Consider the following 24,991-nt stretch of genomic DNA (forward strand, 5'->3'; position numbering starts at 1 on the left):
GATAGAAGGAGTAACGCCGTGAAGGCACTGATACTTTATTCAAGCCGTGACGGGCAAACGCGTTCGATCGCTTCTTATATAGCAAGCAAAGTTCAGGATACGCTGCGCTGTGACGTTATCGATCTGCTGCAGGCGGAGAATGTTGACCTTAGCCAGTATCAGCAGGTGATGCTCGGCGCCTCTATTCGCTATGGCCATTTCAATCCGGCTCTGGATAAGTTCGTCAAACGCCATGCGGAGCAGCTGAATCGCATGCCGAGTGCGTTCTTTGCCGTTAACCTGACAGCCCGCAAGCCGGAAAAGCGTTCGCCGCAGACCAATGTCTATACCCGCAAGTTTTTGCTGGCCTCTCCCTGGCAGCCGAAACAGTGTGCGGTATTCGCCGGCGCGCTGCGTTATCCCCGTTATCCTTGGTTTGACCGTATCATGATTCAATTTATTATGCGCATGACCGGCGGGGAAACGGACACCAGCAAGGAAGTGGAGTACACAGATTGGCAACAGGTCGAACGTTTCGCCCAGGAATTTAGCCAGCCCCAGTACGAAAAGTGACAAAAACGCTGCCTTGGGCAGCGTTTTGCCGAAAAAAGCCGCGTTTGAAAAGTTTTTTGAATTTAGGGGTTGCGGCCCGCCGAGAACTCCCTATAATGCGCCTCCACTGACCGGGAACAACGACTGACAAGTCGCCGGGTCGGAAAGAGAAAAGCGAAATAATCGCTTGACTCTGTGAGGTGAGAAGCGTAGTATACGCCACCTCGAGTTAGCAAGCCAACGCGGCTAACTCACTGCTCTTTAACAATTTATCAGACAATCTGTGTGGGCACTCCACAAGACGATATCCAGCATCTTCGGATGCGAAAAAATATCAAGTCTTGAAGAGTGACTACTGAAGTAAAATTCATGCAGTAACCTTTGAGCATCGCTTCACGAGTTGAAGCAAATCAAGCTTTTAATTGAAGAGTTTGATCATGGCTCAGATTGAACGCTGGCGGCAGGCCTAACACATGCAAGTCGAGCGGTAGCACAAGAGAGCTTGCTCTCTGGGTGACGAGCGGCGGACGGGTGAGTAATGTCTGGGAAACTGCCTGATGGAGGGGGATAACTACTGGAAACGGTAGCTAATACCGCATAACGTCTACGGACCAAAGTGGGGGACCTTCGGGCCTCACGCCATCAGATGTGCCCAGATGGGATTAGCTAGTAGGTGGGGTAATGGCTCACCTAGGCGACGATCCCTAGCTGGTCTGAGAGGATGACCAGCCACACTGGAACTGAGACACGGTCCAGACTCCTACGGGAGGCAGCAGTGGGGAATATTGCACAATGGGCGCAAGCCTGATGCAGCCATGCCGCGTGTGTGAAGAAGGCCTTCGGGTTGTAAAGCACTTTCAGCGAGGAGGAAGGGCGATGTCTTAATACGGCATCGCATTGACGTTACTCGCAGAAGAAGCACCGGCTAACTCCGTGCCAGCAGCCGCGGTAATACGGAGGGTGCAAGCGTTAATCGGAATTACTGGGCGTAAAGCGCACGCAGGCGGTTTGTTAAGTCAGATGTGAAATCCCCGCGCTTAACGTGGGAACTGCATTTGAAACTGGCAAGCTAGAGTCTCGTAGAGGGGGGTAGAATTCCAGGTGTAGCGGTGAAATGCGTAGAGATCTGGAGGAATACCGGTGGCGAAGGCGGCCCCCTGGACGAAGACTGACGCTCAGGTGCGAAAGCGTGGGGAGCAAACAGGATTAGATACCCTGGTAGTCCACGCTGTAAACGATGTCGATTTGGAGGTTGTGCCCTTGAGGCGTGGCTTCCGGAGCTAACGCGTTAAATCGACCGCCTGGGGAGTACGGCCGCAAGGTTAAAACTCAAATGAATTGACGGGGGCCCGCACAAGCGGTGGAGCATGTGGTTTAATTCGATGCAACGCGAAGAACCTTACCTACTCTTGACATCCAGAGAACTTAGCAGAGATGCTTTGGTGCCTTCGGGAACTCTGAGACAGGTGCTGCATGGCTGTCGTCAGCTCGTGTTGTGAAATGTTGGGTTAAGTCCCGCAACGAGCGCAACCCTTATCCTTTGTTGCCAGCGATTCGGTCGGGAACTCAAAGGAGACTGCCGGTGATAAACCGGAGGAAGGTGGGGATGACGTCAAGTCATCATGGCCCTTACGAGTAGGGCTACACACGTGCTACAATGGCGTATACAAAGAGAAGCGAACTCGCGAGAGCAAGCGGACCTCATAAAGTACGTCGTAGTCCGGATTGGAGTCTGCAACTCGACTCCATGAAGTCGGAATCGCTAGTAATCGTAGATCAGAATGCTACGGTGAATACGTTCCCGGGCCTTGTACACACCGCCCGTCACACCATGGGAGTGGGTTGCAAAAGAAGTAGGTAGCTTAACCTTCGGGAGGGCGCTTACCACTTTGTGATTCATGACTGGGGTGAAGTCGTAACAAGGTAACCGTAGGGGAACCTGCGGTTGGATCACCTCCTTACCTAATGATATCGATTCGCGTGAAGTGCTCACACAGATTGTCTGATGAAAAAGTAACGAGCAATGCGCACCTGTTGATGTAATGAGTCTCTGACTCATGCTGATGCGAACCGATTAAAACGTTCAGTTTAATCGGATTTTCGTGTCCCCATCGTCTAGAGGCCTAGGACACTGCCCTTTCACGGCTGTAACAGGGGTTCGAATCCCCTTGGGGACGCCATTCCGATAATGAGTGAAAGACATTATCACCGGTTATTCGTAACCGAAAAAATCTTAAAGATGACTCTTGCGAGTCGTGTTTAAGATATTGCTCTTTAACAATCTGGAACAAGCTGAAAATTGAAACATGACGGCTGAAACTTGTCCCTCCGTAGAAATATTGGGATGAGGAGTAACCTGTCATAGAGTCTCTCAAATGTTTGCAATGCGAAGTGTCGATTATTCATAAAAGACGCCTTCGGGTTGTGAGGTTAAGTGACTAAGCGTACACGGTGGATGCCTAGGCAGTCAGAGGCGATGAAGGGCGTGCTAATCTGCGAAAAGCGTCGGTAAGGTGATATGAACCGTTATAACCGGCGATACCCGAATGGGGAAACCCAGTGCAATTCGTTGCACTATCGTTAAGTGAATACATAGCTTAACGAGGCGAACCGGGGGAACTGAAACATCTAAGTACCCCGAGGAAAAGAAATCAACCGAGATTCCCCCAGTAGCGGCGAGCGAACGGGGAACAGCCCAGAACCTGAATCAGTTCTTGCGTTAGTGGAAGCGTCTGGAAAGTCGCGCAGCAAAGGGTGATAGCCCCGTACACTAAAACGCATTAACTGTGAGTTCGATGAGTAGGGCGGGACACGTGACATCCTGTCTGAATATGGGGGGACCATCCTCCAAGGCTAAATACTCCTGACTGACCGATAGTGAACCAGTACCGTGAGGGAAAGGCGAAAAGAACCCCGGCGAGGGGAGTGAAATAGAACCTGAAACCGTGTACGTACAAGCAGTGGGAGCACCTTCGTGGTGTGACTGCGTACCTTTTGTATAATGGGTCAGCGACTTATATTTTGTAGCAAGGTTAACCGTATAGGGGAGCCGTAGGGAAACCGAGTCTTAACTGGGCGACTAGTTGCAAGGTATAGACCCGAAACCCGGTGATCTAGCCATGGGCAGGTTGAAGGTTGGGTAACACTAACTGGAGGACCGAACCGACTAATGTTGAAAAATTAGCGGATGACTTGTGGCTGGGGGTGAAAGGCCAATCAAACCGGGAGATAGCTGGTTCTCCCCGAAAGCTATTTAGGTAGCGCCTCGTGAACTCATCTTCGGGGGTAGAGCACTGTTTCGGCTAGGGGGCCATCCCGGCTTACCAAACCGATGCAAACTCCGAATACCGAAGAATGTTATCACGGGAGACACACGGCGGGTGCTAACGTCCGTCGTGAAGAGGGAAACAACCCAGACCGCCAGCTAAGGTCCCAAAGTCATGGTTAAGTGGGAAACGATGTGGGAAGGCATAGACAGCCAGGATGTTGGCTTAGAAGCAGCCATCATTTAAAGAAAGCGTAATAGCTCACTGGTCGAGTCGGCCTGCGCGGAAGATGTAACGGGGCTAAACCATGCACCGAAGCTGCGGCAGCGACGCTTAGGCGTTGTTGGGTAGGGGAGCGTTCTGTAAGCCGTTGAAGGTGGCCTGTGAGGGTTGCTGGAGGTATCAGAAGTGCGAATGCTGACATAAGTAACGATAAAGCGGGTGAAAAGCCCGCTCGCCGGAAGACCAAGGGTTCCTGTCCAACGTTAATCGGGGCAGGGTGAGTCGACCCCTAAGGCGAGGCTGAAAAGCGTAGTCGATGGGAAACAGGTTAATATTCCTGTACTCGGTGTTACTGCGAAGGGGGGACGGAGAAGGCTAGGCTAGCCGGGCGACGGTTGTCCCGGTTTAAGCGTGTAGGGGGTGTTCCTGGTAAATCCGGAACGCTGTCAACCCTGAGGCGTGATGACGATGCACTACGGTGCAGAAGTAGTTGATGCCAAGCTTCCAGGAAAAGCCTCTAAGCATCAGGTAACACAGAATCGTACCCCAAACCGACACAGGTGGTCAGGTAGAGAATACCAAGGCGCTTGAGAGAACTCGGGTGAAGGAACTAGGCAAAATGGTGCCGTAACTTCGGGAGAAGGCACGCTGGCGCGTAGGTGAAGTCCCTTGCGGATGGAGCTGAAGCCAGTCGCAGATACCAGCTGGCTGCAACTGTTTAATAAAAACACAGCACTGTGCAAACACGAAAGTGGACGTATACGGTGTGACGCCTGCCCGGTGCTGGAAGGTTAATTGATGGGGTCAGCCGCAAGGCGAAGCTCTTGATCGAAGCCCCAGTAAACGGCGGCCGTAACTATAACGGTCCTAAGGTAGCGAAATTCCTTGTCGGGTAAGTTCCGACCTGCACGAATGGCGTAATGATGGCCAGGCTGTCTCCACCCGAGACTCAGTGAAATTGAACTCGCTGTGAAGATGCAGTGTACCCGCGGCAAGACGGAAAGACCCCGTGAACCTTTACTATAGCTTGACACTGAACATTGAGCCTTGATGTGTAGGATAGGTGGGAGGCTTTGAAGCGTGGACGCCAGTCTGCGTGGAGCCAACCTTGAAATACCACCCTTTAATGTTTGATGTTCTAACTCGGCCCCATAATCTGGGGTGAGGACAGTGTCTGGTGGGTAGTTTGACTGGGGCGGTCTCCTCCCAAAGAGTAACGGAGGAGCACGAAGGTTAGCTAATCACGGTCGGACATCGTGAGGTTAGTGCAAAGGCATAAGCTAGCTTGACTGCGAGAGTGACGGCTCGAGCAGGTACGAAAGTAGGTCTTAGTGATCCGGTGGTTCTGAATGGAAGGGCCATCGCTCAACGGATAAAAGGTACTCCGGGGATAACAGGCTGATACCGCCCAAGAGTTCATATCGACGGCGGTGTTTGGCACCTCGATGTCGGCTCATCACATCCTGGGGCTGAAGTAGGTCCCAAGGGTATGGCTGTTCGCCATTTAAAGTGGTACGCGAGCTGGGTTTAGAACGTCGTGAGACAGTTCGGTCCCTATCTGCCGTGGGCGTTGGAAGATTGAGAGGGGTTGCTCCTAGTACGAGAGGACCGGAGTGAACGCACCACTGGTGTTCGGGTTGTCATGCCAATGGCACTGCCCGGTAGCTAAGTGCGGAAAAGATAAGCGCTGAAAGCATCTAAGCGCGAAACTTGCCTCGAGATGAGTCTTCCCTGGGCCTTTAAGGTCCCTGAAGGAACGTTTAAGACTAAGACGTTGATAGGCTGGGTGTGTAAGTGCAGCGATGCATTGAGCTAACCAGTACTAATGATCCGTGAGGCTTAACCTTACAACACCGAAGGTGTTTTAGAGAGACGAATAATTTTCAGCGAAGTTCTTAGATTGGTTCTGGTGGTTACGCGAGTAACGGCCAAGAATGAAACAGAATTTGCCTGGCGGCAATAGCGCGGTGGTCCCACCTGACCCCATGCCGAACTCAGAAGTGAAACGCCGTAGCGCCGATGGTAGTGTGGGGTCTCCCCATGCGAGAGTAGGACACTGCCAGGCATCAAATAAAACGACAAGCCCCATGCGAAAGCATGGGGCTTTTTGTTATGTGCAAAAAAGTAAGAATTTAGGCCGGTGTCGCCTTTATTGGGATAACAATTTTTTAGCGAGCGTTAAACCAGAGCATATACCAATATAAAATGTTTAATGTTGTTAAATAAAGTGAAATACATATAGTGAAGTTGATAGATTAGTTAATTAATAGATTATTTTAGTAATACTCTTCCTGACTCCCTTGTTTCTTATATAAGAATAAGCTGATCAAACCGGAAAAGTCCTTATTTCATCAGGTAATAATCCGATTAAAGCGGCAGTAGTCAAAACAAATATTAGCCAGCAGCGTCGAATCGAGTAGACTAGTCAGAAGATTATTTCCGTATGGGTATTGAACGTTATGTCTACTGAAAGCGCGTCTTTAAAAAACCACAATACTTTTGCGCTCCCGGCTAGCGCAGCGCACCTGATCATGGCAGATAGAATTGAATTAATGCTCAAGGTCTGGCAACAAACGCAAAAGCGTAAAGAGCCGCTGCTGGTGCTTGGCGAAGGCAGTAACGTGCTGTTTCTTGAAGATTTTGCCGGTACGGTAATGATCAACCAATTCAAAGGTATCGACGTCAGAGAGGAGCCGGATGCCTGGCACCTTCATGTCGGTGCCGGCGAGAACTGGCACGATCTGGTTTGTTACACGCTGCAGGCCGGCATTCCCGGGCTGGAAAACCTGGCGTTGATCCCCGGGCTGGCGGGATCTGCCCCCATTCAGAATATCGGCGCCTATGGCATCGAACTGAAAAGCGTTTGCGAATATGTCGATCTGCTGGATTTCTCTACCGGCGCTATCGATCGCATTCCGGCTGCCGAGTGTGGGTTCGGTTATCGCGAAAGTATTTTCAAACATCAGTTCCAGACCGGCTACATCATTGTCGGGTTGGGTCTGCGGCTGAGCAAGCAGTGGCGCCCGATGTTGGACTATGGCGATTTGACCAAGCTGGATCCGGCGACCGTAACCTCTGGCCAGATATTCGATGCCGTTTGCGCGATGCGCCGCAGCAAGTTGCCGGATCCCCGCGAGACCGGCAATGCCGGCAGCTTCTTCAAGAACCCGCTGGTGAGCGCAGAAAAATCCGCAGAGCTGATTGCGCAGTACCCGGGCATGCCGCATTATCCGCAGGCTGATGGGCAGGTTAAGCTGGCCGCCGGTTGGTTGATCGATCAATGTGAGCTGAAAGGCTATCGGATTGGCGGCGCCGCCGTACATCGCCAGCAGGCGCTGGTGTTGGTGAATGTGGATAATGCGACCAGCCAGGATGTCGTCGCACTGGCGCGCCATGTACGCAATACCGTCTCCTCCAGGTTCGACGTAGGGTTGGAACCTGAGGTCCGCTTTATCGGCGCGACAGGCGAGCTGAATGCCGTAGAGGTATTATCGTGAAAGACACCAAAGTCCCTTTGAAGCTGATTGCGTTGTTAGCCGATGGCGGTTTCCACTCGGGGGAGCACCTTGGCGAATCCTTAGGCATGAGCCGCGCAGCGATTAACAAACATATTCAGACCATCCGCGAATGGGGGTTGGACGTGTTTACCGTGCCGGGCAAGGGATACAGTCTCCCCAACCCAATCCAGCTGCTGGAAGCCGAGCGCATACTCAGGCTGCTGGAAGACAAGCGCGTCACCGTACTGCCGGTGGTTGACTCTACCAACCAATATTTACTGGATCGCATCGGCGAGCTGCAGTCCGGTGACGCCTGCGTTGCCGAATATCAGCAGGCGGGCCGCGGGCGCCGCGGGCGGCAGTGGATCTCGCCGTTCGGCGCCAATCTGTATCTGTCGATGTTCTGGCGGCTGGAACAGGGGCCGGCGGCCGCTATGGGGCTCAGCCTGGTTATCGGCATTGTGATGGCGGAAGTCTTGCAGCGCCTTGGCGCGGAGGATGTCCGGGTCAAGTGGCCAAATGATTTATACCTCAACGATCGCAAACTGGCGGGGATCCTGGTCGAACTGACGGGGAAAACCGGCGATGCGGCGCAACTGGTGATGGGGGCCGGCATTAACCTGGCGATGCGTGATACCAATGCCGGCGCCATTAATCAGGGCTGGATCAACCTGCAGGAAGCCGGGATCAGCATCGATCGCAATGAGCTTGCCGCCACCCTGCTTAATGAGCTGCGTCAATCGCTCAAGCAGTTTGAAATTGACGGATTGGCTCCGTTCGTGGCGCGTTGGCGCGCATTGGATAACTTTATCGACCGGCCGGTCAAGTTGTTGATTGGCGAGCAGCAAATCTTCGGCATCGCCCGGGGCATCGATCAACAGGGCGCTTTATTGCTCGAACAAGACGGGGCAATCAAGCCTTTTATTGGCGGGGAAATATCACTGCGAAGTGCGGAATAGGGATGTTAACGAGGGGACGAAAGTCCCCTTATTACTGATAAGGTTATTTTCTTAAGCGTACGCTTTCTACCGCATGGTTGGCGCTTTTGGTCATGATTAAACTGGCGCGCTCACGCGTTGGAAGTATATTTTCCTGAAGATTCAATCCGTTAATTTCATTCCATAGCTGTGTGGCGATATTGATTGCCTCAGGTTCCGGCAGTTTGGAATAGTTATGGAAATAAGAATCAGGGTTGGAGAACGCTCCCTGACGGAACTTCAGGAAGCGGTTGATATACCAGCTTTGCAGCAGGGCTTCCGGCGCATCGACGTATATAGAGAAATCAACGAAGTCAGAAACAAATACCCTGTGCGGATCGTGAGGATAATCCATTCCGCTTTGCAATACGTTGAGCCCTTCCAGAATAAGAATATCCGGCTGTTCTATAATCTTATTGCCTTCGGGAACCACGTCATAAATCAGGTGGGAATAGACCGGAGCGGTGACTCGCTTGGCGCCGGACTTCACTTCCGAAACGAATTTCACCAGGCTATGCATATCGTAAGACTGCGGGAAGCCTTTCTTCTTCATCAGGCCGCGTTCATTCAGCACCCTGTTGGGGTGCAGGAAGCCGTCGGTGGTGATCAGCTCTACGCTGCGGTGTTCCGGCCAGCTGCTGAGCAACGCCTGCAGCAGACGCGCGGTGGTACTCTTGCCAACGGCTACGCTGCCGGCAATGCCAATAATATAGGGGATTTTTTGCCCGTCGGTGCCGAGGAATTGTTCGAGCACGGCCTGGCGGCGCAGGTTAGAACTGATATAAAAATTCAGCAGTCGCGATAGCGGCAGATAAATCTGCGCCACTTCTTCCAAAGAGAGATCTTCGTTAATCCCTTTCAGTTTAACGATCTCTTCTTCCGACAGCGTCAGCGGCACCGAATCTCGCAACGCAGCCCATTGGGTACGATCGAACTGAAGATAAGGCGTCGCTAAAGATTGATCTCTTTTTATCATAAGCCAAATTCTGCCTGTTAACGCAGGTTGGGAAAGGCGCCGGACGCCAACTCCAGATAATAAACAAGCTGCATATTATAGACAGCTTCGTTTTTGGCGTAGACTTTTTTCGCAAAAGTTGTCGATTGGCAGCAGTTTATGTCAATTGTGAGAAGCGGCGCGCAGTTGATTGCAGAGGCGTTGCAAAGCGGTATCACCGGGCGATGATACCGCTTCCATGCTAGCTGGCGATGGCGCGGGAAGGCTGGTTGACCGCAAACAGGCGTTTGTAATAAATGACCGTCGGATGATAGTAACCATCAGGGGCGGCGGCGTAGTCGGGCAGTTCTCCCAGGCAACGATAGCCCAGGGAGCGATACAGCGCTTCCGCGGCGGAACCGGCCTGGGTGTCCAGGTACAGCAGCCCGCGTTGCTGCTGCAGCGCGGACTGTTCCAGCGCCTTCATCAGCGCCTGCCCCACGCCGTTGCGCCGTGCGCGGCTGTGAACCAACAGCTTTTGCACCTCCGCGCGGTTGCGCCCGTTCGGCTTCTGGCACAGCTCGAGCTGAACGGTGCCGATCACGCCGCGCTCGTCTCTGGCGATCCACAGCAGCAGCTCCCCCTTGGCGAGGGCGGGCCTCAGGCTGTGGAAGTAGCTTTCGGCATCTTCGTGCGGGATCAGCGTGTCATAGCCAACGGAGGCGCCGTGCGTAACGGCATCGGTCAGCAGGCGAGCCAGTTCATCGCGGTAAATGGGCAACGTGGCGGCGTTAATCGGTACAATTTTCATCGGTCATTCCTCCTGGGTGAGGGGGTAATGAAGACAAGCAATAACTGCGCCAGAAACACGGCCCGGGGCCTGGCGCCTAAAGCGCTGAAGGCTGATTGTAGTTTATGCCGTTGAACGGGGCATCCTTCCCTTTTATGGTGCATCGATCCCGCTCACAGTTTCAGGCATCGGGTTAAGCGAGTTGCGACGGCCGACACGGAGAAAAGCGCGCTCAAGGCTTGCAAAAAGTGGATGAAGTTGTTCAGAATGATGTCTGCGATTGATGAATGTTTGCACGCTACAGGCTGTGAATTGCCAGACAGCATGCAAAATTGACTGATTTATGAGCGAAAGTGCGCGGGACGCAATTTTTTTGTTGCATAGGCCGTCAGCTCTACCTAGAATGCGCTGCACTTGATGCCGGCTTAGCTCAGTTGGTAGAGCAACTGACTTGTAATCAGTAGGTCACCAGTTCGATTCCGGTAGCCGGCACCATTCAAGTCACAGTAGTTAAAATCTGGTGGGGTTCCCGAGCGGCCAAAGGGAGCAGACTGTAAATCTGCCGTCACAGACTTCGAAGGTTCGAATCCTTCCCCCACCACCAAATCTTGCCTTCGGCAGCCGACTGTAACGCGATACCTAATCGCAGCGGTTGATGCGGAAGGGGAAGACGAAAGTCTTCGGCAAGGTTCGGGTTGTGCAGCGCTAAGCGCAGCCGGCTCGAAGGATGAGAGCCAAGCGACGAACAATCCTTCTCCATCCCAAAATTCTACAGAAAAATCAGGTAGCCGAGTTCCAGGATGCGGGCATCGTATAATGGCTATTACCTCAGCCTTCCAAGCTGATGATGTGGGTTCGATTCCCACTGCCCGCTCCAAGATGTGCTGATATAGCTCAGTTGGTAGAGCGCACCCTTGGTAAGGGTGAGGTCGGCAGTTCGAATCTGCCTATCAGCACCACTTCTTAATTTCTCGCCCCCTGATTTTCTTTCTGTTCTGGATTCAACGAGCAAATGCTTGGTTGATGTGGTGATACCACCGATTTATCCGTGTCTTAGAGGGACAATCGATGTCTAAAGAAAAGTTTGAACGTACAAAACCGCACGTTAACGTCGGTACTATCGGCCACGTTGACCATGGTAAAACTACCCTGACTGCAGCTATCACTACCGTTCTGGCTAAAACCTACGGCGGTGCTGCACGTGCTTTCGACCAGATCGATAACGCGCCAGAAGAAAAAGCTCGTGGTATCACCATCAACACTTCCCACGTTGAGTATGACACCCCGACTCGCCACTACGCGCACGTCGACTGCCCAGGGCACGCCGACTACGTGAAAAACATGATCACCGGTGCTGCGCAGATGGACGGCGCTATCCTGGTTGTTGCTGCGACTGACGGCCCAATGCCTCAGACCCGTGAGCACATCCTGCTGGGTCGCCAGGTTGGCGTTCCTTTCATCATCGTGTTCATGAACAAATGCGACATGGTTGATGATGAAGAGCTGCTGGAACTGGTAGAAATGGAAGTTCGCGAACTGCTGTCCGCTTACGACTTCCCTGGCGATGACCTGCCGGTGATCCGCGGTTCCGCGCTGAAAGCGCTGGAAGGCGAAGCCGAGTGGGAAGCTAAAATCATCGAGCTGGCCGAAGCGCTGGATTCCTACATCCCAGAACCAGAGCGCGCTATCGACAAGCCGTTCCTGCTGCCAATCGAAGACGTATTCTCCATCTCCGGTCGTGGTACCGTGGTTACCGGTCGTGTTGAGCGCGGTATCATCAAAGTTGGCGAAGAAGTTGAAATCGTTGGTATCAAAGACACCGTCAAGTCTACCTGTACCGGCGTTGAAATGTTCCGCAAACTGCTGGACGAAGGCCGTGCCGGTGAGAACGTAGGTGTTCTGCTGCGTGGTATCAAGCGTGAAGACATCGAACGTGGTCAGGTTCTGGCTAAACCAGGTTCCATCAAGCCGCACACTCAGTTCGATTCAGAAGTGTACATCCTGAGCAAAGAAGAAGGTGGTCGTCACACTCCATTCTTCAAAGGCTACCGTCCACAGTTCTACTTCCGTACTACTGACGTGACCGGTACCATCGAACTGCCAGAAGGCGTCGAGATGGTAATGCCAGGCGACAACGTGAACATGAAAGTCACCCTGATCCACCCAATCGCGATGGATGACGGCCTGCGTTTCGCAATCCGTGAAGGCGGCCGTACCGTTGGCGCTGGTGTTGTTGCCAAAGTTATCGCTTAATCGCTGATAACGTTTGACGCGACATGCGGTAAAAGGGCATCATTTGATGCCCTTTTTCTACGCTGTGAACTAGAACCTATCTCATCAGCGATTTTGCAGTCATAATCATTGGTGAGATGGGCTCTTAAACCGTATTGACTGAGATACGTCATAGCGTAAAACACCGAGATGCCGGCGAACGGCATCTGATCGGTTTGGTTTGCCTCGCACTGCGAGGCAAAGTTGTTTGTTCTGAATCATTGTGACAGGTTGGTTTATGAGTGCGAATACCGAGGCTCAAGGGAGCGGGCGCGGCCTGGAAGCGGCTAAGTGGCTGATCGTCGCCGTGCTGTTGGTTGTGGCTATTGTCGGTAACTATTACTACCGTGATTTAAGCCTGCCATTGCGCGCGCTGGCAGTTGTACTGATCATCGCCGTTGCAGGTGCAGTGGCTCTGATGACCACCAAAGGCAAAGCCACCGTCGCGTTTGCTCGCGAAGCGCGTACCGAAGTACGCAAAGTGATTTGGCCAACTCGTCAGGAAACGCTACACACCACGTTGATCGTTGCCGCGGTAACCGCCGTGATGTCACTGATTCTGTGGGGGCTGGATGGTATTCTGGTCCGTCTGGTATCGTTTATTACTGGCCTGAGGTTCTAAAATGTCTGAAGCTCCAAAAAAACGTTGGTACGTCGTTCAGGCGTTTTCCGGTTTTGAAGGTCGCGTAGCGCAATCGCTGCGTGAGCACATCAAACTGCACGATATGGAAGAGCTGTTCGGCGAAGTCATGGTGCCTACGGAAGAAGTGGTTGAAATCCGTGGCGGCCAGCGCCGCAAGAGCGAACGTAAATTCTTCCCGGGCTACGTGCTGGTGCAGATGGTAATGAACGACGCCAGCTGGCACCTGGTGCGCAGCGTTCCGCGCGTTATGGGTTTCATCGGCGGCACCTCAGACCGTCCGGCGCCGATCAGCGATAAAGAAGTTGATGCGATTATGAACCGCCTGCAGCAGGTGGGTGATAAGCCGCGTCCGAAAACGCTGTTCGAACCGGGTGAACTGGTCCGCGTTAACGATGGCCCGTTTGCCGACTTCAACGGCGTGGTCGAAGAAGTGGATTACGAAAAGAGCCGCCTGAAAGTGTCCGTCTCCATCTTTGGCCGTGCAACGCCGGTGGAACTGGACTTCAGCCAGGTCGAAAAAGGCTGATCAATTAATCAGCAGCGAGCGGCGTTTTGCCACTTGTCAGAGGCGCGAAATTGAACTATAATTTCGCGCCTTTTGTTTTTAGATGCCTTGCTCGATCGCATTGAGCGGGGCGAAACACGGGGAGCCTCTCGCGAGGCGATACTACCCAAACCGAGGAAATTTAAATGGCCAAGAAAGTACAAGCCTACGTCAAGCTGCAGGTTGCAGCCGGTATGGCTAACCCGAGCCCGCCAGTCGGTCCAGCTCTGGGTCAGCAAGGCGTTAACATCATGGAATTCTGTAAGGCATTCAACGCTAAGACTGACAGCGTTGAGAAAGGCCTGCCGATCCCGGTTGTTATTACCGTTTATTCTGATCGCTCCTTCACTTTCGTTACCAAAACCCCGCCGGCAGCAGTTCTGCTGAAAAAAGCGGCTGGTATCAAGTCTGGTTCCGGCAAGCCGAACAAAGACAAAGTAGGTAAAGTGACTCGTGCTCAGGTACGTGAAATCGCAGAAACCAAAGCTGCGGACATGACTGGTTCTGACGCTGAAGCGATGATTCGCTCCATCGAAGGTACTGCTCGTTCCATGGGCCTGGTAGTGGAGGATTAAGAGATGGCTAAGCTGACCAAGCGCATGCGCGTGATCCGTGACAAAGTTGATGCTACTAAACAGTATGACATCACCGAAGCTGTTGCTCTGCTGAAAGAGCTGGCCACCGCTAAATTCGTAGAAAGCGTAGACGTATCCGTTAACCTGGGTATCGACGCGCGTAAATCTGACCAAAACGTTCGTGGCGCTACCGTTCTGCCACACGGCACCGGTCGTTCCGTTCGCGTTGCCGTATTTGCCCAGGGCCCTAACGCTGAAGCAGCTAAAGCTGCTGGCGCAGAGCTGGTAGGTATGGACGATCTGGCAGACCAGATCAAGAAAGGCGAAATGAACTTCGACGTTGTTATTGCTTCCCCGGATGCAATGCGCGTTGTAGGTCAACTGGGCCAGATCCTGGGTCCACGTGGCCTGATGCCGAACCCGAAAGTGGGTACCGTGACGCCGAACGTTGCTGAAGCAGTGAAAAACGCTAAAGCAGGTCAGGTTCGTTACCGTAACGACAAAAACGGCATCATCCATACCACTATCGGTAAGGTTGATTTCGAGTCAGACAAGCTGAAAGAAAACCTGGAAGCCCTGCTGGTTGCGCTGAAAAAAGCAAAACCATCTCAGGCGAAAGGCGTGTACATCAAGAAAGTTAGCCTCTCCACCACCATGGGTGCTGGCGTTGCTATCGATCAAAGCGGCCTGACTGCCGTAGCGAACTAATCGCCCTGCGATTATCGCTTTGACTTGGGGCCAAGATTTGTCTAGAATCTTATGCCCCAAGGTTTTGCTATTGGCTTGCCTAAAGCGAAACAACAGAATTTTCGGTTGGAGCCTGGCCTATCCAGGCCTCCGTCCAAGACCGCAGGTGTATCGAAAGGTACTTAATCTTCCTGCGTAGACGGTGACAGAGCCTAAAGAATTTTTTTCTTTTTTATAAAAGAATGGTCTTTGCTGGATTCTGCTCACCGTGTTTCAGCGCTCTCACCGCGTGTTTCACAAGGTGCTGAGTGAAGTGAGTTCCGGGGATTTTCCCCGGCTAATCCAGGAGCAAAAAGCTAATGGCATTAAATCTTCAAGACAAACAAGCGATTGTTGCTGAAGTCAACGAAGTAGCCAAAGGCGCGCTGTCTGCGGTTGTTGCGGATTCTCGCGGCGTTACCGTTGATAAAATGACTGAACTGCGTAAAGCAGGTCGTGAAGCTGGCGTTTACATGCGTGTTGTTCGCAACACCCTGATGCGTCGCGTAGTTGAAGGCACTCCATTCGAATGCCTGAAAGACACGTTTGTCGGTCCTACCTTGATTGCATTCTCTAACGAACACCCGGGCGCTGCTGCTCGTCTGTTCAAAGAGTTCGCGAAAGCGAATGCAAAGTTCGAGGTTAAAGCTGCGGCCTTTGAAGGTGAGCTGATCCCTGCGGCACAAATCGACCGCTTGGCAACGCTGCCTACTTACGATGAAGCAATCGCACGCCTGATGGCAACCATGAAAGAAGCCGCTGCCGGCAAACTGGTTCGCACTCTGGCTGCACTGCGCGATCAGAAAGAAGCGGCATAAGCCACTGTCTTTCTTAGCCTTTGCTAACGTATTTAAACTATTTCTGAATTTTAGGAACAATTGTTATGTCTATCACTAAAGACCAAATCCTGGAAGCAGTTGCCGCTATGTCCGTAATGGACGTTGTTGAACTGGTTTCCGCTATGGAAGAAAAATTCGGCGTGTCTGCTGCTGCCGCTGTAGCTGTTGCTGCAGGTCCAGCTGAAGCTGCTGAAGAAAAAACTGAGTTCGACGTTGTACTGTCTGCTGTTGGTGGCAACAAAGTTGCTGTTATCAAAGCAGTACGTGGCGCAACCGGTCTGGGCCTGAAAGAAGCCAAAGACCTGGTAGAATCTGCTCCAGCAGTACTGAAAGAAGGCATCAGCAAAGACGACGCTGAAGCTCTGAAAAAATCTCTGGAAGAAGCTGGTGCTTCTGTTGAAGTTAAATAAGTTTAACTTCTCAGAGTACAGTCTGGCTTAACAGACTGATGGCTGGTGACTTTTTGGTCACCAGCCTTTTTGCGCTGTAGGGCGTCAGTAGAGTTTCACACTGTTTGGCTACTGGCTAACCCCAATATCTTTTTCTATCGACGACTTAATATACTGCTCCTTTTTGCCGCAGCCGAATCTGCCGCACGGCGCAATGAAATGATTTAAGAGTGATAGAAAAGAGGTATTGCGGAAAGTGTTCCCGCTTTCCGGTCGACAAAACGGTGTTGCATGAACCGTCCCCTATCCGGACGGACAGATAGGTTCGACTTTCCAGCGAGCTGAGGAACCCTATGGTTTACTCCTATACCGAGAAAAAACGTATTCGTAAGGATTTTGGTAAGCGTCCACAAGTTCTGGACATACCATATCTCCTTTCTATCCAGCTTGACTCGTTCCAGAAGTTCATCGAGCAAGACCCAGAAGGGCAGTACGGCTTAGAAGCCGCCTTCCGTTCTGTTTTCCCTATCCAGAGCTACAGTGGCAATTCGGAGCTGCAATACGTTAGCTACCGTCTTGGTGAGCCGGTCTTCGACGTCAAAGAGTGCCAGATCCGTGGTGTGACGTTCTCTGCACCGCTGCGCGTAAAACTGCGCCTGGTCATCTATGAGCGTGAAGCTCCGGAAGGTACGGTCAAAGACATCAAGGAACAAGAAGTCTATATGGGCGAAATTCCGCTCATGACCGAAAACGGTACCTTTGTAATCAACGGTACTGAGAGGGTTATCGTATCTCAGCTGCATCGTAGCCCTGGCGTATTCTTTGACAGCGATAAGGGTAAAACCCACTCCTCGGGTAAAGTGCTGTATAACGCACGTATCATTCCTTACCGCGGTTCATGGCTGGATTTCGAGTTTGACCCGAAAGACAACCTGTTCGTGCGTATTGACCGTCGCCGCAAACTGCCTGCGACCATCATTCTGCGCGCGTTGAACTACACCACTGAACAGATCCTCGACCTGTTCTTTGACAAAATTGTTTTCGAGATCCGCGATAACAAGCTGCAGATGGAGCTGGTTCCAGAGCGTCTGCGTGGTGAGACCGCTTCGTTCGATATCGAAGCCAACGGCAAGATCTACGTAGAGAAAGGCCGTCGCATCACCGCTCGTCATATCCGTCAGCTCGAAAAAGACGAAATTCAAAGTATTGAAGTACCGGTTGAGTACATCGCGGGCAAAGTGGTCGCGAAAGACTATATCGATACCAATACCGGCGAACTGATCTGCACAGCCAACATGGAGCTGTCGCTGGATCTGCTGGCCAAGCTGAGCCAGTCTGGCCACAAGCGTATCGAAACGCTGTTCACCAACGATCTGGACCACGGTGCGTACATTTCCGAGACCGTACGCGTCGACCCAACCAACGATCGTCTGAGCGCGCTGGTAGAAATCTACCGCATGATGCGCCCTGGTGAGCCGCCGACGCGCGAAGCCGCCGAAAGCCTGTTCGAGAATCTGTTCTTCTCCGAAGACCGCTACGACCTGTCCGCGGTTGGCCGCATGAAGTTCAACCGTTCTCTGCTGCGTGACGAGATCGAAGGTTCGGGCATCCTGAGCAAAGACGACATCATCGAAGTGATGAAGAAGCTCATCGATATCCGTAACGGTAAAGGTGAAGTGGACGATATCGACCACTTGGGCAACCGTCGTATCCGTTCCGTCGGCGAAATGGCCGAGAACCAGTTCCGCGTCGGTCTGGTGCGCGTTGAGCGTGCGGTGAAAGAGCGTCTGTCCCTGGGCGATCTGGATACCCTGATGCCTCAGGACATGATCAACGCCAAGCCGATTTCGGCGGCGGTGAAAGAGTTCTTCGGCTCCAGCCAGCTGTCTCAGTTTATGGACCAGAACAACCCGTTGTCCGAGATCACGCACAAGCGCCGTATCTCCGCACTGGGCCCGGGCGGTCTGACCCGTGAACGCGCCGGCTTTGAAGTTCGAGACGTACACCCGACTCACTACGGTCGCGTGTGCCCAATCGAAACGCCGGAAGGCCCGAACATCGGTCTGATCAACTCCCTGTCCGTGTACGCACAGACTAACGAGTATGGCTTCCTGGAAACCCCGTACCGCCGCGTGCGCGACGGCGTGGTGACCGATGAAATCAACTACCTGTCTGCTATTGAAGAAGGCAACTTCGTTATCGCTCAGGCGAACTCCAACCTGGATGATGAAGGCCGCTTCGTAGAAGACCTGGTCACCTGTCGTAGCAAAGGCGAATCGAGCCTGTTCAGCCGCGACCAGGTTGACTATATGGACGTATCGACCCAGCAGGTTGTCTCCGTTGGTGCCTCACTGATTCCATTCCTGGAACACGATGACGCCAACCGTGCATTGATGGGTGCGAACATGCAACGTCAGGCGGTTCCAACCCTGCGCGCCGACAAGCCGCTGGTAGGTACCGGTATGGAACGTGCTGTAGCGGTTGACTCCGGCGTTACCGCCGTGGCCAAACGCGGCGGCGTGATCCAGTACGTGGATGCTTCCCGTATCGTTATCAAGGTTAACGAAGACGAGATGTACCCGGGCGAAGCAGGCATCGACATTTATAACCTGACCAAGTACACCCGTTCTAACCAGAACACCTGCATCAACCAGATGCCGTGTGTGAACCTGGGCGAGCCAATCGAGCGCGGCGACGTGCTGGCGGATGGCCCTTCTACGGATCTGGGCGAACTGGCGCTGGGCCAGAACATGCGCGTAGCCTTCATGCCTTGGAACGGCTACAACTTCGAAGACTCCATCTTGGTCTCCGAGCGCGTGGTGCAGGAAGATCGCTTCACCACCATCCACATCCAGGAACTGGCGTGCGTGTCTCGCGACACCAAGCTGGGGCCTGAAGAGATCACCGCCGACATCCCTAACGTGGGTGAAGCTGCGCTCTCCAAGCTGGATGAATCCGGTATCGTGTATATCGGTGCTGAAGTGACCGGTGGCGACATTCTGGTCGGTAAGGTCACGCCGAAAGGCGAAACCCAGCTGACGCCGGAAGAGAAGCTGCTGCGTGCGATCTTCGGTGAGAAAGCGTCTGACGTTAAAGACTCTTCTCTGCGCGTACCAAACGGCGTTTCCGGTACGGTTATCGACGTGCAGGTCTTCACCCGCGATGGCGTGGAAAAAGACAAGCGTGCGTTGGAAATCGAAGAGATGCAGCTGAAGCAGGCGAAGAAAGACCTGACTGAAGAACTGCAGATCCTGGAAGCCGGTCTGTTTGCGCGTATCCACGCGGTGCTGGTTGCCGGCGGCGTCGAAGCCGAGAAGCTGAGCAAGCTGCCACGCGATCGCTGGCTGGAACTGGGCCTGACCGACGAAGAGAAGCAAAACCAGCTGGAACAGCTGGCGGAGCAATACGACGAACTGAAATCCGACTTCGAGAAGAAGCTGGAAGCCAAGCGTCGCAAGATCACCCAAGGCGACGATCTGGCACCGGGCGTGCTGAAAATCGTCAAGGTTTATCTGGCCGTTAAACGTCAGATCCAACCGGGTGACAAGATGGCAGGCCGCCACGGTAACAAGGGCGTTATCTCCAAGATCAACCCGATCGAAGATATGCCTTACGATGAAAACGGCACGCCGGTAGACATCGTACTGAACCCGCTGGGCGTACCATCACGTATGAACATCGGTCAGATCCTGGAAACCCACCTGGGTATGGCTGCGAAAGGCATTGGTGAGAAGATCAACCAAATGCTGAAGCAGCAGCAGGAAGTGGCCAAGCTGCGTGAGTTCATCCAGAAGGCCTACGATCTGGGCGACGACGTTTGCCAGAAAGTTGACCTGAACACCTTCACCGACGACGAAGTTCTGCGTCTGGCAGAGAACCTGAAAAAAGGTATGCCGATCGCAACGCCGGTGTTCGATGGTGCGAAAGAGACTGAAATCAAGCAGCTGCTGGAAATGGGCGGGATCCCGACCTCCGGTCAGATTACGCTGTTCGATGGCCGTACCGGTGAGCAGTTCGAGCGCCAGGTTACTGTCGGCTATATGTACATGCTGAAACTGAACCACTTGGTTGACGATAAAATGCACGCCCGTTCAACCGGTTCTTACAGCTTGGTTACTCAGCAACCTCTGGGTGGTAAAGCGCAGTTCGGTGGTCAACGCTTCGGTGAGATGGAAGTGTGGGCACTGGAAGCATACGGCGCGGCTTATACCCTGCAGGAAATGCTCACCGTTAAGTCGGATGACGTTAACGGCCGTACCAAGATGTACAAAAACATCGTGGATGGCGATCACCGCATGGAACCAGGCATGCCGGAGTCCTTCAACGTACTGTTGAAAGAAATCCGCTCGCTCGGTATCAACATCGAACTGGAAGACGAGTAATCGTCGTTCCGGCTCAGGCTCCCGGCCTTAGGGAGCCTGAGGGTGGTTGTTCAGGTCACACGGGTACCTACTGCGGTTGTGGGTACCCAACAGGTTTAACTCCGACAGGAGCCAATCCGTGAAAGACTTATTGAAGTTTCTGAAAGCGCAAACTAAGACCGAAGAGTTTGATGCGATCAAGATTGCTCTGGCATCGCCAGACATGATCCGTTCGTGGTCGTTCGGCGAAGTTAAGAAGCCGGAAACCATTAACTACCGTACGTTCAAGCCTGAACGCGACGGCCTTTTCTGCGCCCGTATCTTTGGGCCGGTAAAAGACTACGAGTGCCTGTGCGGTAAGTACAAGCGCTTGAAACACCGCGGCGTGATCTGCGAGAAGTGCGGCGTTGAAGTGACCCAGACCAAAGTGCGCCGTGAGCGCATGGGGCACATCGAGCTGGCTTCGCCGACTGCGCACATCTGGTTCCTGAAATCGCTGCCTTCGCGCATCGGTTTGCTGCTGGATATGCCGCTGCGTGACATCGAACGCGTGCTGTACTTCGAATCCTATGTGGTGGTTGAAGGCGGCATGACCAACCTCGAGCGCCGTCAGATCCTGACTGAAGAGCAGTATCTGGACGCGCTGGAAGAGTTCGGTGACGAATTCGACGCCAAGATGGGTGCGGAAGCCATTCAGGCCCTGTTGAAAAACATGGATCTGGAAGCCGAGTGCGAGCAGCTGCGTGAAGAGCTGAACGAAACCAACTCCGAAACCAAGCGCAAGAAGCTGACCAAGCGTATCAAGCTGCTGGAAGCGTTCGTACAGTCTGGCAACAAGCCGGAGTGGATGATCCTGACCGTGCTGCCGGTACTGCCGCCGGATCTGCGTCCGCTGGTTCCGCTGGATGGCGGTCGTTTCGCGACTTCGGATCTGAACGATCTGTATCGCCGCGTGATCAACCGTAACAACCGTCTGAAACGCCTGCTGGATCTGGCCGCGCCTGACATCATCGTGCGCAACGAAAAGCGTATGCTGCAAGAAGCGGTAGACGCCCTGCTGGATAACGGCCGTCGCGGTCGTGCCATCACCGGTTCCAACAAGCGTCCTCTGAAATCTTTGGCCGACATGATCAAAGGTAAGCAGGGTCGTTTCCGTCAGAACCTGTTGGGTAAACGCGTTGACTACTCCGGTCGTTCTGTTATCACCGTAGGTCCATACCTGCGTCTGCATCAGTGCGGTCTGCCTAAGAAAATGGCGCTGGAGCTGTTCAAACCGTTCATCTACGGCAAGCTGGAGCTGCGTGGCCTGGCCACCACCATCAAAGCCGCCAAGAAAATGGTTGAGCGCGAAGAAGCCGTCGTTTGGGATATCCTGGACGAAGTTATCCGCGAACACCCGGTACTGCTGAACCGTGCGCCAACCCTGCACCGTTTGGGTATCCAGGCGTTTGAACCGGTTCTGATCGAAGGTAAAGCTATCCAGCTGCACCCGCTGGTGTGTGCGGCCTATAACGCCGACTTCGATGGTGACCAGATGGCCGTTCACGTACCGCTGACGCTGGAAGCCCAGCTGGAAGCGCGTGCGCTGATGATGTCCACCAACAACATTCTGTCACCAGCGAACGGCGAGCCAATCATCGTTCCTTCTCAGGACGTTGTATTGGGTCTGTACTACATGACCCGCGACTGTGTTAACGCCAAAGGCGAAGGCATGGTGCTGAACGGTTCGAAAGAAGCCGAGCGCGTTTACCGTGCCGGTCTGGCGTCGCTGCATGCGCGCGTTAAAGTGCGTATCACCGAAGACGTCAAAACCGCAGAAGGCGAGTGGACGACCCAGACCAGCATTATCGACACCACTATCGGTCGCGCCATCCTGTGGATGATCGTACCTAAAGGTCTGCCGTACTCGATCGTTAACCAGCCTCTGGGCAAGAAAGCGATCTCCAAGATGCTGAACACCTGTTACCGCATCCTGGGCCTGAAGCCGACCGTTATCTTTGCCGACCAGATCATGTACACCGGTTTTGCCTATGCGGCCCGTTCAGGCGCTTCCGTAGGTATCGACGACATGGTTATCCCGGCCAAGAAAGCGGAGATCATCGAAGAAGCGGAAACCGAAGTTGCCGAGATCCAGGAGCAGTTCCAGTCTGGTCTGGTTACCGCCGGCGAACGCTACAACAAAGTGATCGATATCTGGGCTGCGGCGAACGAACGCGTTGCCAAAGCGATGATGGAAAACCTGTCGGTAGAAGACGTGGTTAACCGTGACGGCGAAGTGGAACAGCAAGTTTCCTTCAACAGCATCTTCATGATGGCCGACTCCGGTGCGCGTGGTTCCGCCGCTCAGATTCGTCAGCTGGCCGGTATGCGTGGTCTGATGGCGAAGCCGGACGGCTCCATCATCGAAACGCCAATCACCGCGAACTTCCGTGAAGGTCTGAACGTACTCCAGTACTTCATCTCCACGCACGGTGCGCGTAAAGGTCTGGCGGATACCGCACTGAAAACGGCAAACTCCGGTTATCTGACCCGTCGTCTGGTTGACGTGGCGCAGGACCTGGTAGTGACCGAAGACGACTGTGGCACTCACAACGGCATCCTGATGACTCCGGTTATCGAAGGTGGTGACGTTAAAGAGCCGCTGCGCGAACGCGTTCTGGGTCGTGTGACTGCAGAAGATGTCATCAAGCCGGGTACGGCTGACATCCTGGTGCCGCGCAACACCCTGCTGAACGAGAAGACCTGTGACCTGTTGGAAGAGAATTCTGTCGACAGCGTTAAAGTCCGTTCCGTAGTTAGCTGTGAAACCGACTTTGGTGTGTGTGCAAACTGCTACGGTCGCGACCTGGCACGTGGCCACATCATCAACAAAGGCGAGGCCATCGGCGTTATCGCGGCACAGTCCATCGGTGAGCCGGGTACCCAGCTGACGATGCGTACGTTCCACATCGGTGGTGCGGCATCTCGTGCGGCGGCAGAGTCCAGCATTCAGGTTAAGAACAAAGGTAGCCTGAAGCTGAGCAACGTTAAGTTCGTTATGAACGCAGCGGGCAAGCTGGTTATTACCTCACGTAATACCGAGCTGAAGCTGATCGACGAATTCGGCCGTACCAAAGAAAGCTACAAAGTGCCTTACGGCGCCGTGATGGGCAAAGGTGACGGTGCGGAAGTTAACGGCGGCGAAACCGTGGCTAACTGGGATCCGCACACCATGCCGGTCATCACCGAAGTGAGCGGTTTCATTCGCTTCGCCGACATGATCGACGGCCAGACCATTACTCGCCAGACCGACGAACTGACCGGTTTGTCTTCTCTGGTGGTACTGGACAGCGCAGAGCGTACCGGCAGCGGTAAAGACCTGCGTCCGGCACTGAAAATCGTTGACGCCAAAGGCGACGACGTATTGATCCCAGGTACTGATATGCCTGCTCAATACTTCCTGCCGGGCAAAGCGATTGTGCAGCTGGAAGACGGCATTCAGATCGGCGCGGGTGATACCCTGGCGCGTATTCCTCAGGAATCCGGCGGTACCAAGGATATTACCGGTGGTCTGCCACGCGTTGCGGATCTGTTCGAAGCGCGTCGTCCGAAAGAGCCGGCGATCCTGGCTGAAATCAGCGGGATTATCTCGTTCGGTAAAGAGACCAAAGGCAAACGTCGCCTGGTGATCTCTCCGCTGGACGGCAGCGACGCTTACGAAGAGATGATTCCGAAATGGCGTCAGCTCAACGTGTTTGAAGGCGAAGTTGTGGAACGTGGTGACGTTGTTTCCGACGGCCCAGAGTCTCCGCACGACATTCTGCGTCTGCGTGGTGTGCATGCGGTTACCCGCTACATCACCAACGAAGTGCAGGAAGTTTACCGTCTGCAAGGCGTTAAGATTAACGATAAACACATCGAGGTTATCGTTCGTCAGATGCTGCGTAAAGGCACCATCGTCAGCGCTGGTGGCACCGAGTTCCTGGAAGGCGAGCAGGCTGAAGTTTCACGCGTCAAGATTGCCAACCGTCAGCTCGAAGCTGAAGGCAAGATCCCGGCAACCTTCTCCCGCGATCTGCTGGGTATCACCAAGGCTTCCTTGGCGACCGAGTCCTTCATCTCCGCCGCATCGTTCCAGGAAACGACGCGCGTTCTGACCGAAGCTGCCGTAGCCGGCAAGCGCGATGAACTGCGTGGCCTGAAAGAGAACGTCATCGTGGGCCGTCTGATCCCAGCCGGTACCGGTTACGCTTATCATCAGGACCGCATGCGCCGTCGTGCACAGGGCGAAGCGCCGGTTGTTCCGCAGGTGAGCGCGGAAGAAGCGACAGCCAACCTGGCCGAACTGCTCAATGCAGGCAACCTGGGCGGCAGCGACGACGAGTAATCGTTGAACGCGCCGCGGGTCCGGCTTGCCGGACCCTCTGCCAGTAAACCGCTCCTTCGG

General features: G+C 53.6%; 14 protein-coding genes, 5 tRNA genes, 3 rRNA genes and 1 other RNA gene. 21 read left to right on the forward strand and 2 right to left on the reverse strand.

What is annotated here, in order from left to right:
* The first annotated feature begins 18 nt into the window (after positions 1 to 18).
* From hemG to birA, 7 genes are all read left to right on the forward strand, one after another.
* Entirely contained in the window at positions 19 to 552 is a 534-nt protein-coding gene (hemG, locus tag D7I37_RS08415) for a menaquinone-dependent protoporphyrinogen IX dehydrogenase (RefSeq protein WP_129543541.1), read from the forward strand.
* 398 nt (positions 553 to 950) lie between these two features.
* A 16S ribosomal RNA gene (locus D7I37_RS08420) occupies positions 951 to 2,492 on the forward strand.
* Positions 2,493 to 2,635: 143 nt separating this feature from the next.
* Positions 2,636 to 2,711, forward strand: a tRNA-Glu gene (locus tag D7I37_RS08425).
* A gap of 248 nt (positions 2,712 to 2,959) precedes the next feature.
* A 23S ribosomal RNA gene (locus D7I37_RS08430) occupies positions 2,960 to 5,866 on the forward strand.
* 102 nt (positions 5,867 to 5,968) lie between these two features.
* Positions 5,969 to 6,084: ribosomal RNA gene (gene rrf, locus D7I37_RS08435) — 5S ribosomal RNA — on the forward strand.
* The 16S, 23S and 5S rRNA genes sit together here with 1 tRNA gene alongside, the layout of an rRNA operon.
* A gap of 394 nt (positions 6,085 to 6,478) precedes the next feature.
* Positions 6,479 to 7,516: a UDP-N-acetylmuramate dehydrogenase gene (gene murB / locus D7I37_RS08440; protein ID WP_061800729.1), complete on the forward strand. Its 1,038-nt coding sequence runs from the start codon at positions 6,479 to 6,481 to the stop codon at positions 7,514 to 7,516.
* Entirely contained in the window at positions 7,513 to 8,475 is a 963-nt protein-coding gene (gene birA / locus D7I37_RS08445) for a bifunctional biotin--[acetyl-CoA-carboxylase] ligase/biotin operon repressor BirA (RefSeq protein WP_061800731.1), read from the forward strand. The genes murB and birA overlap by 4 nt, the downstream gene beginning before the upstream one ends.
* A 43-nt stretch (positions 8,476 to 8,518) precedes the next feature.
* On the opposite strand, the gene coaA is transcribed toward birA, so the two are convergent.
* Together coaA and D7I37_RS08455 are read right to left on the reverse strand one after the other, a co-directional pair.
* Entirely contained in the window at positions 8,519 to 9,469 is a 951-nt protein-coding gene (coaA, locus tag D7I37_RS08450; protein WP_061800733.1) for a type I pantothenate kinase, read from the reverse strand.
* 220 nt (positions 9,470 to 9,689) lie between these two features.
* Positions 9,690 to 10,238 carry a GNAT family N-acetyltransferase gene (locus tag D7I37_RS08455; protein ID WP_061800735.1) on the reverse strand — a complete coding sequence of 183 codons (549 nt, stop codon included), beginning with the start codon at positions 10,236 to 10,238 and terminating at the stop codon, positions 9,690 to 9,692.
* Between the two features lie 398 nt (positions 10,239 to 10,636).
* Here D7I37_RS08455 and D7I37_RS08460 point away from each other — a divergent pair.
* The 14 genes from D7I37_RS08460 to rpoC all read left to right on the forward strand — a co-directional run bounded on the left by D7I37_RS08460 (position 10,637) and on the right by rpoC (position 24,931).
* Positions 10,637 to 10,712, forward strand: a tRNA-Thr gene (locus D7I37_RS08460).
* A 24-nt stretch (positions 10,713 to 10,736) separates the two neighbouring features.
* A tRNA-Tyr gene (locus tag D7I37_RS08465) sits at positions 10,737 to 10,821 on the forward strand.
* Between the two features lie 46 nt (positions 10,822 to 10,867).
* Positions 10,868 to 10,983: non-coding RNA, RtT sRNA (locus D7I37_RS08470), on the forward strand.
* Between the two features lie 36 nt (positions 10,984 to 11,019).
* Positions 11,020 to 11,094 (forward strand) — tRNA-Gly (locus D7I37_RS08475).
* Between the two features lie 6 nt (positions 11,095 to 11,100).
* A tRNA-Thr gene (locus D7I37_RS08480) sits at positions 11,101 to 11,176 on the forward strand.
* Positions 11,177 to 11,285: 109 nt separating this feature from the next.
* Complete coding sequence (gene tuf, locus D7I37_RS08485; protein ID WP_095095107.1) at positions 11,286 to 12,470, forward strand: elongation factor Tu; 1,185 nt, start codon at positions 11,286 to 11,288, stop codon at positions 12,468 to 12,470.
* Positions 12,471 to 12,726: 256 nt separating this feature from the next.
* Positions 12,727 to 13,110 carry a preprotein translocase subunit SecE gene (gene secE / locus D7I37_RS08490; protein WP_004929916.1) on the forward strand — a complete coding sequence of 128 codons (384 nt, stop codon included), beginning with the start codon at positions 12,727 to 12,729 and terminating at the stop codon, positions 13,108 to 13,110.
* 1 nt (position 13,111) lies between these two features.
* On the forward strand, positions 13,112 to 13,657 hold the full coding sequence (gene nusG, locus D7I37_RS08495) for a transcription termination/antitermination protein NusG (protein WP_004929914.1): 546 nt from the start codon (positions 13,112 to 13,114) through the stop codon (positions 13,655 to 13,657).
* A gap of 164 nt (positions 13,658 to 13,821) precedes the next feature.
* Positions 13,822 to 14,250 carry a 50S ribosomal protein L11 gene (gene rplK, locus D7I37_RS08500; RefSeq protein WP_061800418.1) on the forward strand — a complete coding sequence of 143 codons (429 nt, stop codon included), beginning with the start codon at positions 13,822 to 13,824 and terminating at the stop codon, positions 14,248 to 14,250.
* Between the two features lie 3 nt (positions 14,251 to 14,253).
* On the forward strand, positions 14,254 to 14,958 hold the full coding sequence (gene rplA / locus D7I37_RS08505) for a 50S ribosomal protein L1 (protein ID WP_061800419.1): 705 nt from the start codon (positions 14,254 to 14,256) through the stop codon (positions 14,956 to 14,958).
* 338 nt (positions 14,959 to 15,296) lie between these two features.
* Positions 15,297 to 15,794: a 50S ribosomal protein L10 gene (rplJ, locus tag D7I37_RS08510; RefSeq protein WP_020828745.1), complete on the forward strand. Its 498-nt coding sequence runs from the start codon at positions 15,297 to 15,299 to the stop codon at positions 15,792 to 15,794.
* 65 nt (positions 15,795 to 15,859) lie between these two features.
* Entirely contained in the window at positions 15,860 to 16,225 is a 366-nt protein-coding gene (gene rplL, locus D7I37_RS08515; protein WP_004957744.1) for a 50S ribosomal protein L7/L12, read from the forward strand.
* A gap of 332 nt (positions 16,226 to 16,557) precedes the next feature.
* A complete protein-coding gene (rpoB, locus tag D7I37_RS08520; protein WP_061800420.1) occupies positions 16,558 to 20,586 on the forward strand; it encodes a DNA-directed RNA polymerase subunit beta in 4,029 nt (1,342 codons plus the stop codon).
* A 118-nt stretch (positions 20,587 to 20,704) separates the two neighbouring features.
* Entirely contained in the window at positions 20,705 to 24,931 is a 4,227-nt protein-coding gene (gene rpoC / locus D7I37_RS08525; RefSeq protein WP_061800422.1) for a DNA-directed RNA polymerase subunit beta', read from the forward strand.
* Positions 24,932 to 24,991: the final 60 nt, after the last annotated feature.

Source organism: Serratia sp. 1D1416 (assembly GCF_003641105.1).
GTDB lineage: Bacteria > Pseudomonadota > Gammaproteobacteria > Enterobacterales > Enterobacteriaceae > Serratia > Serratia ficaria.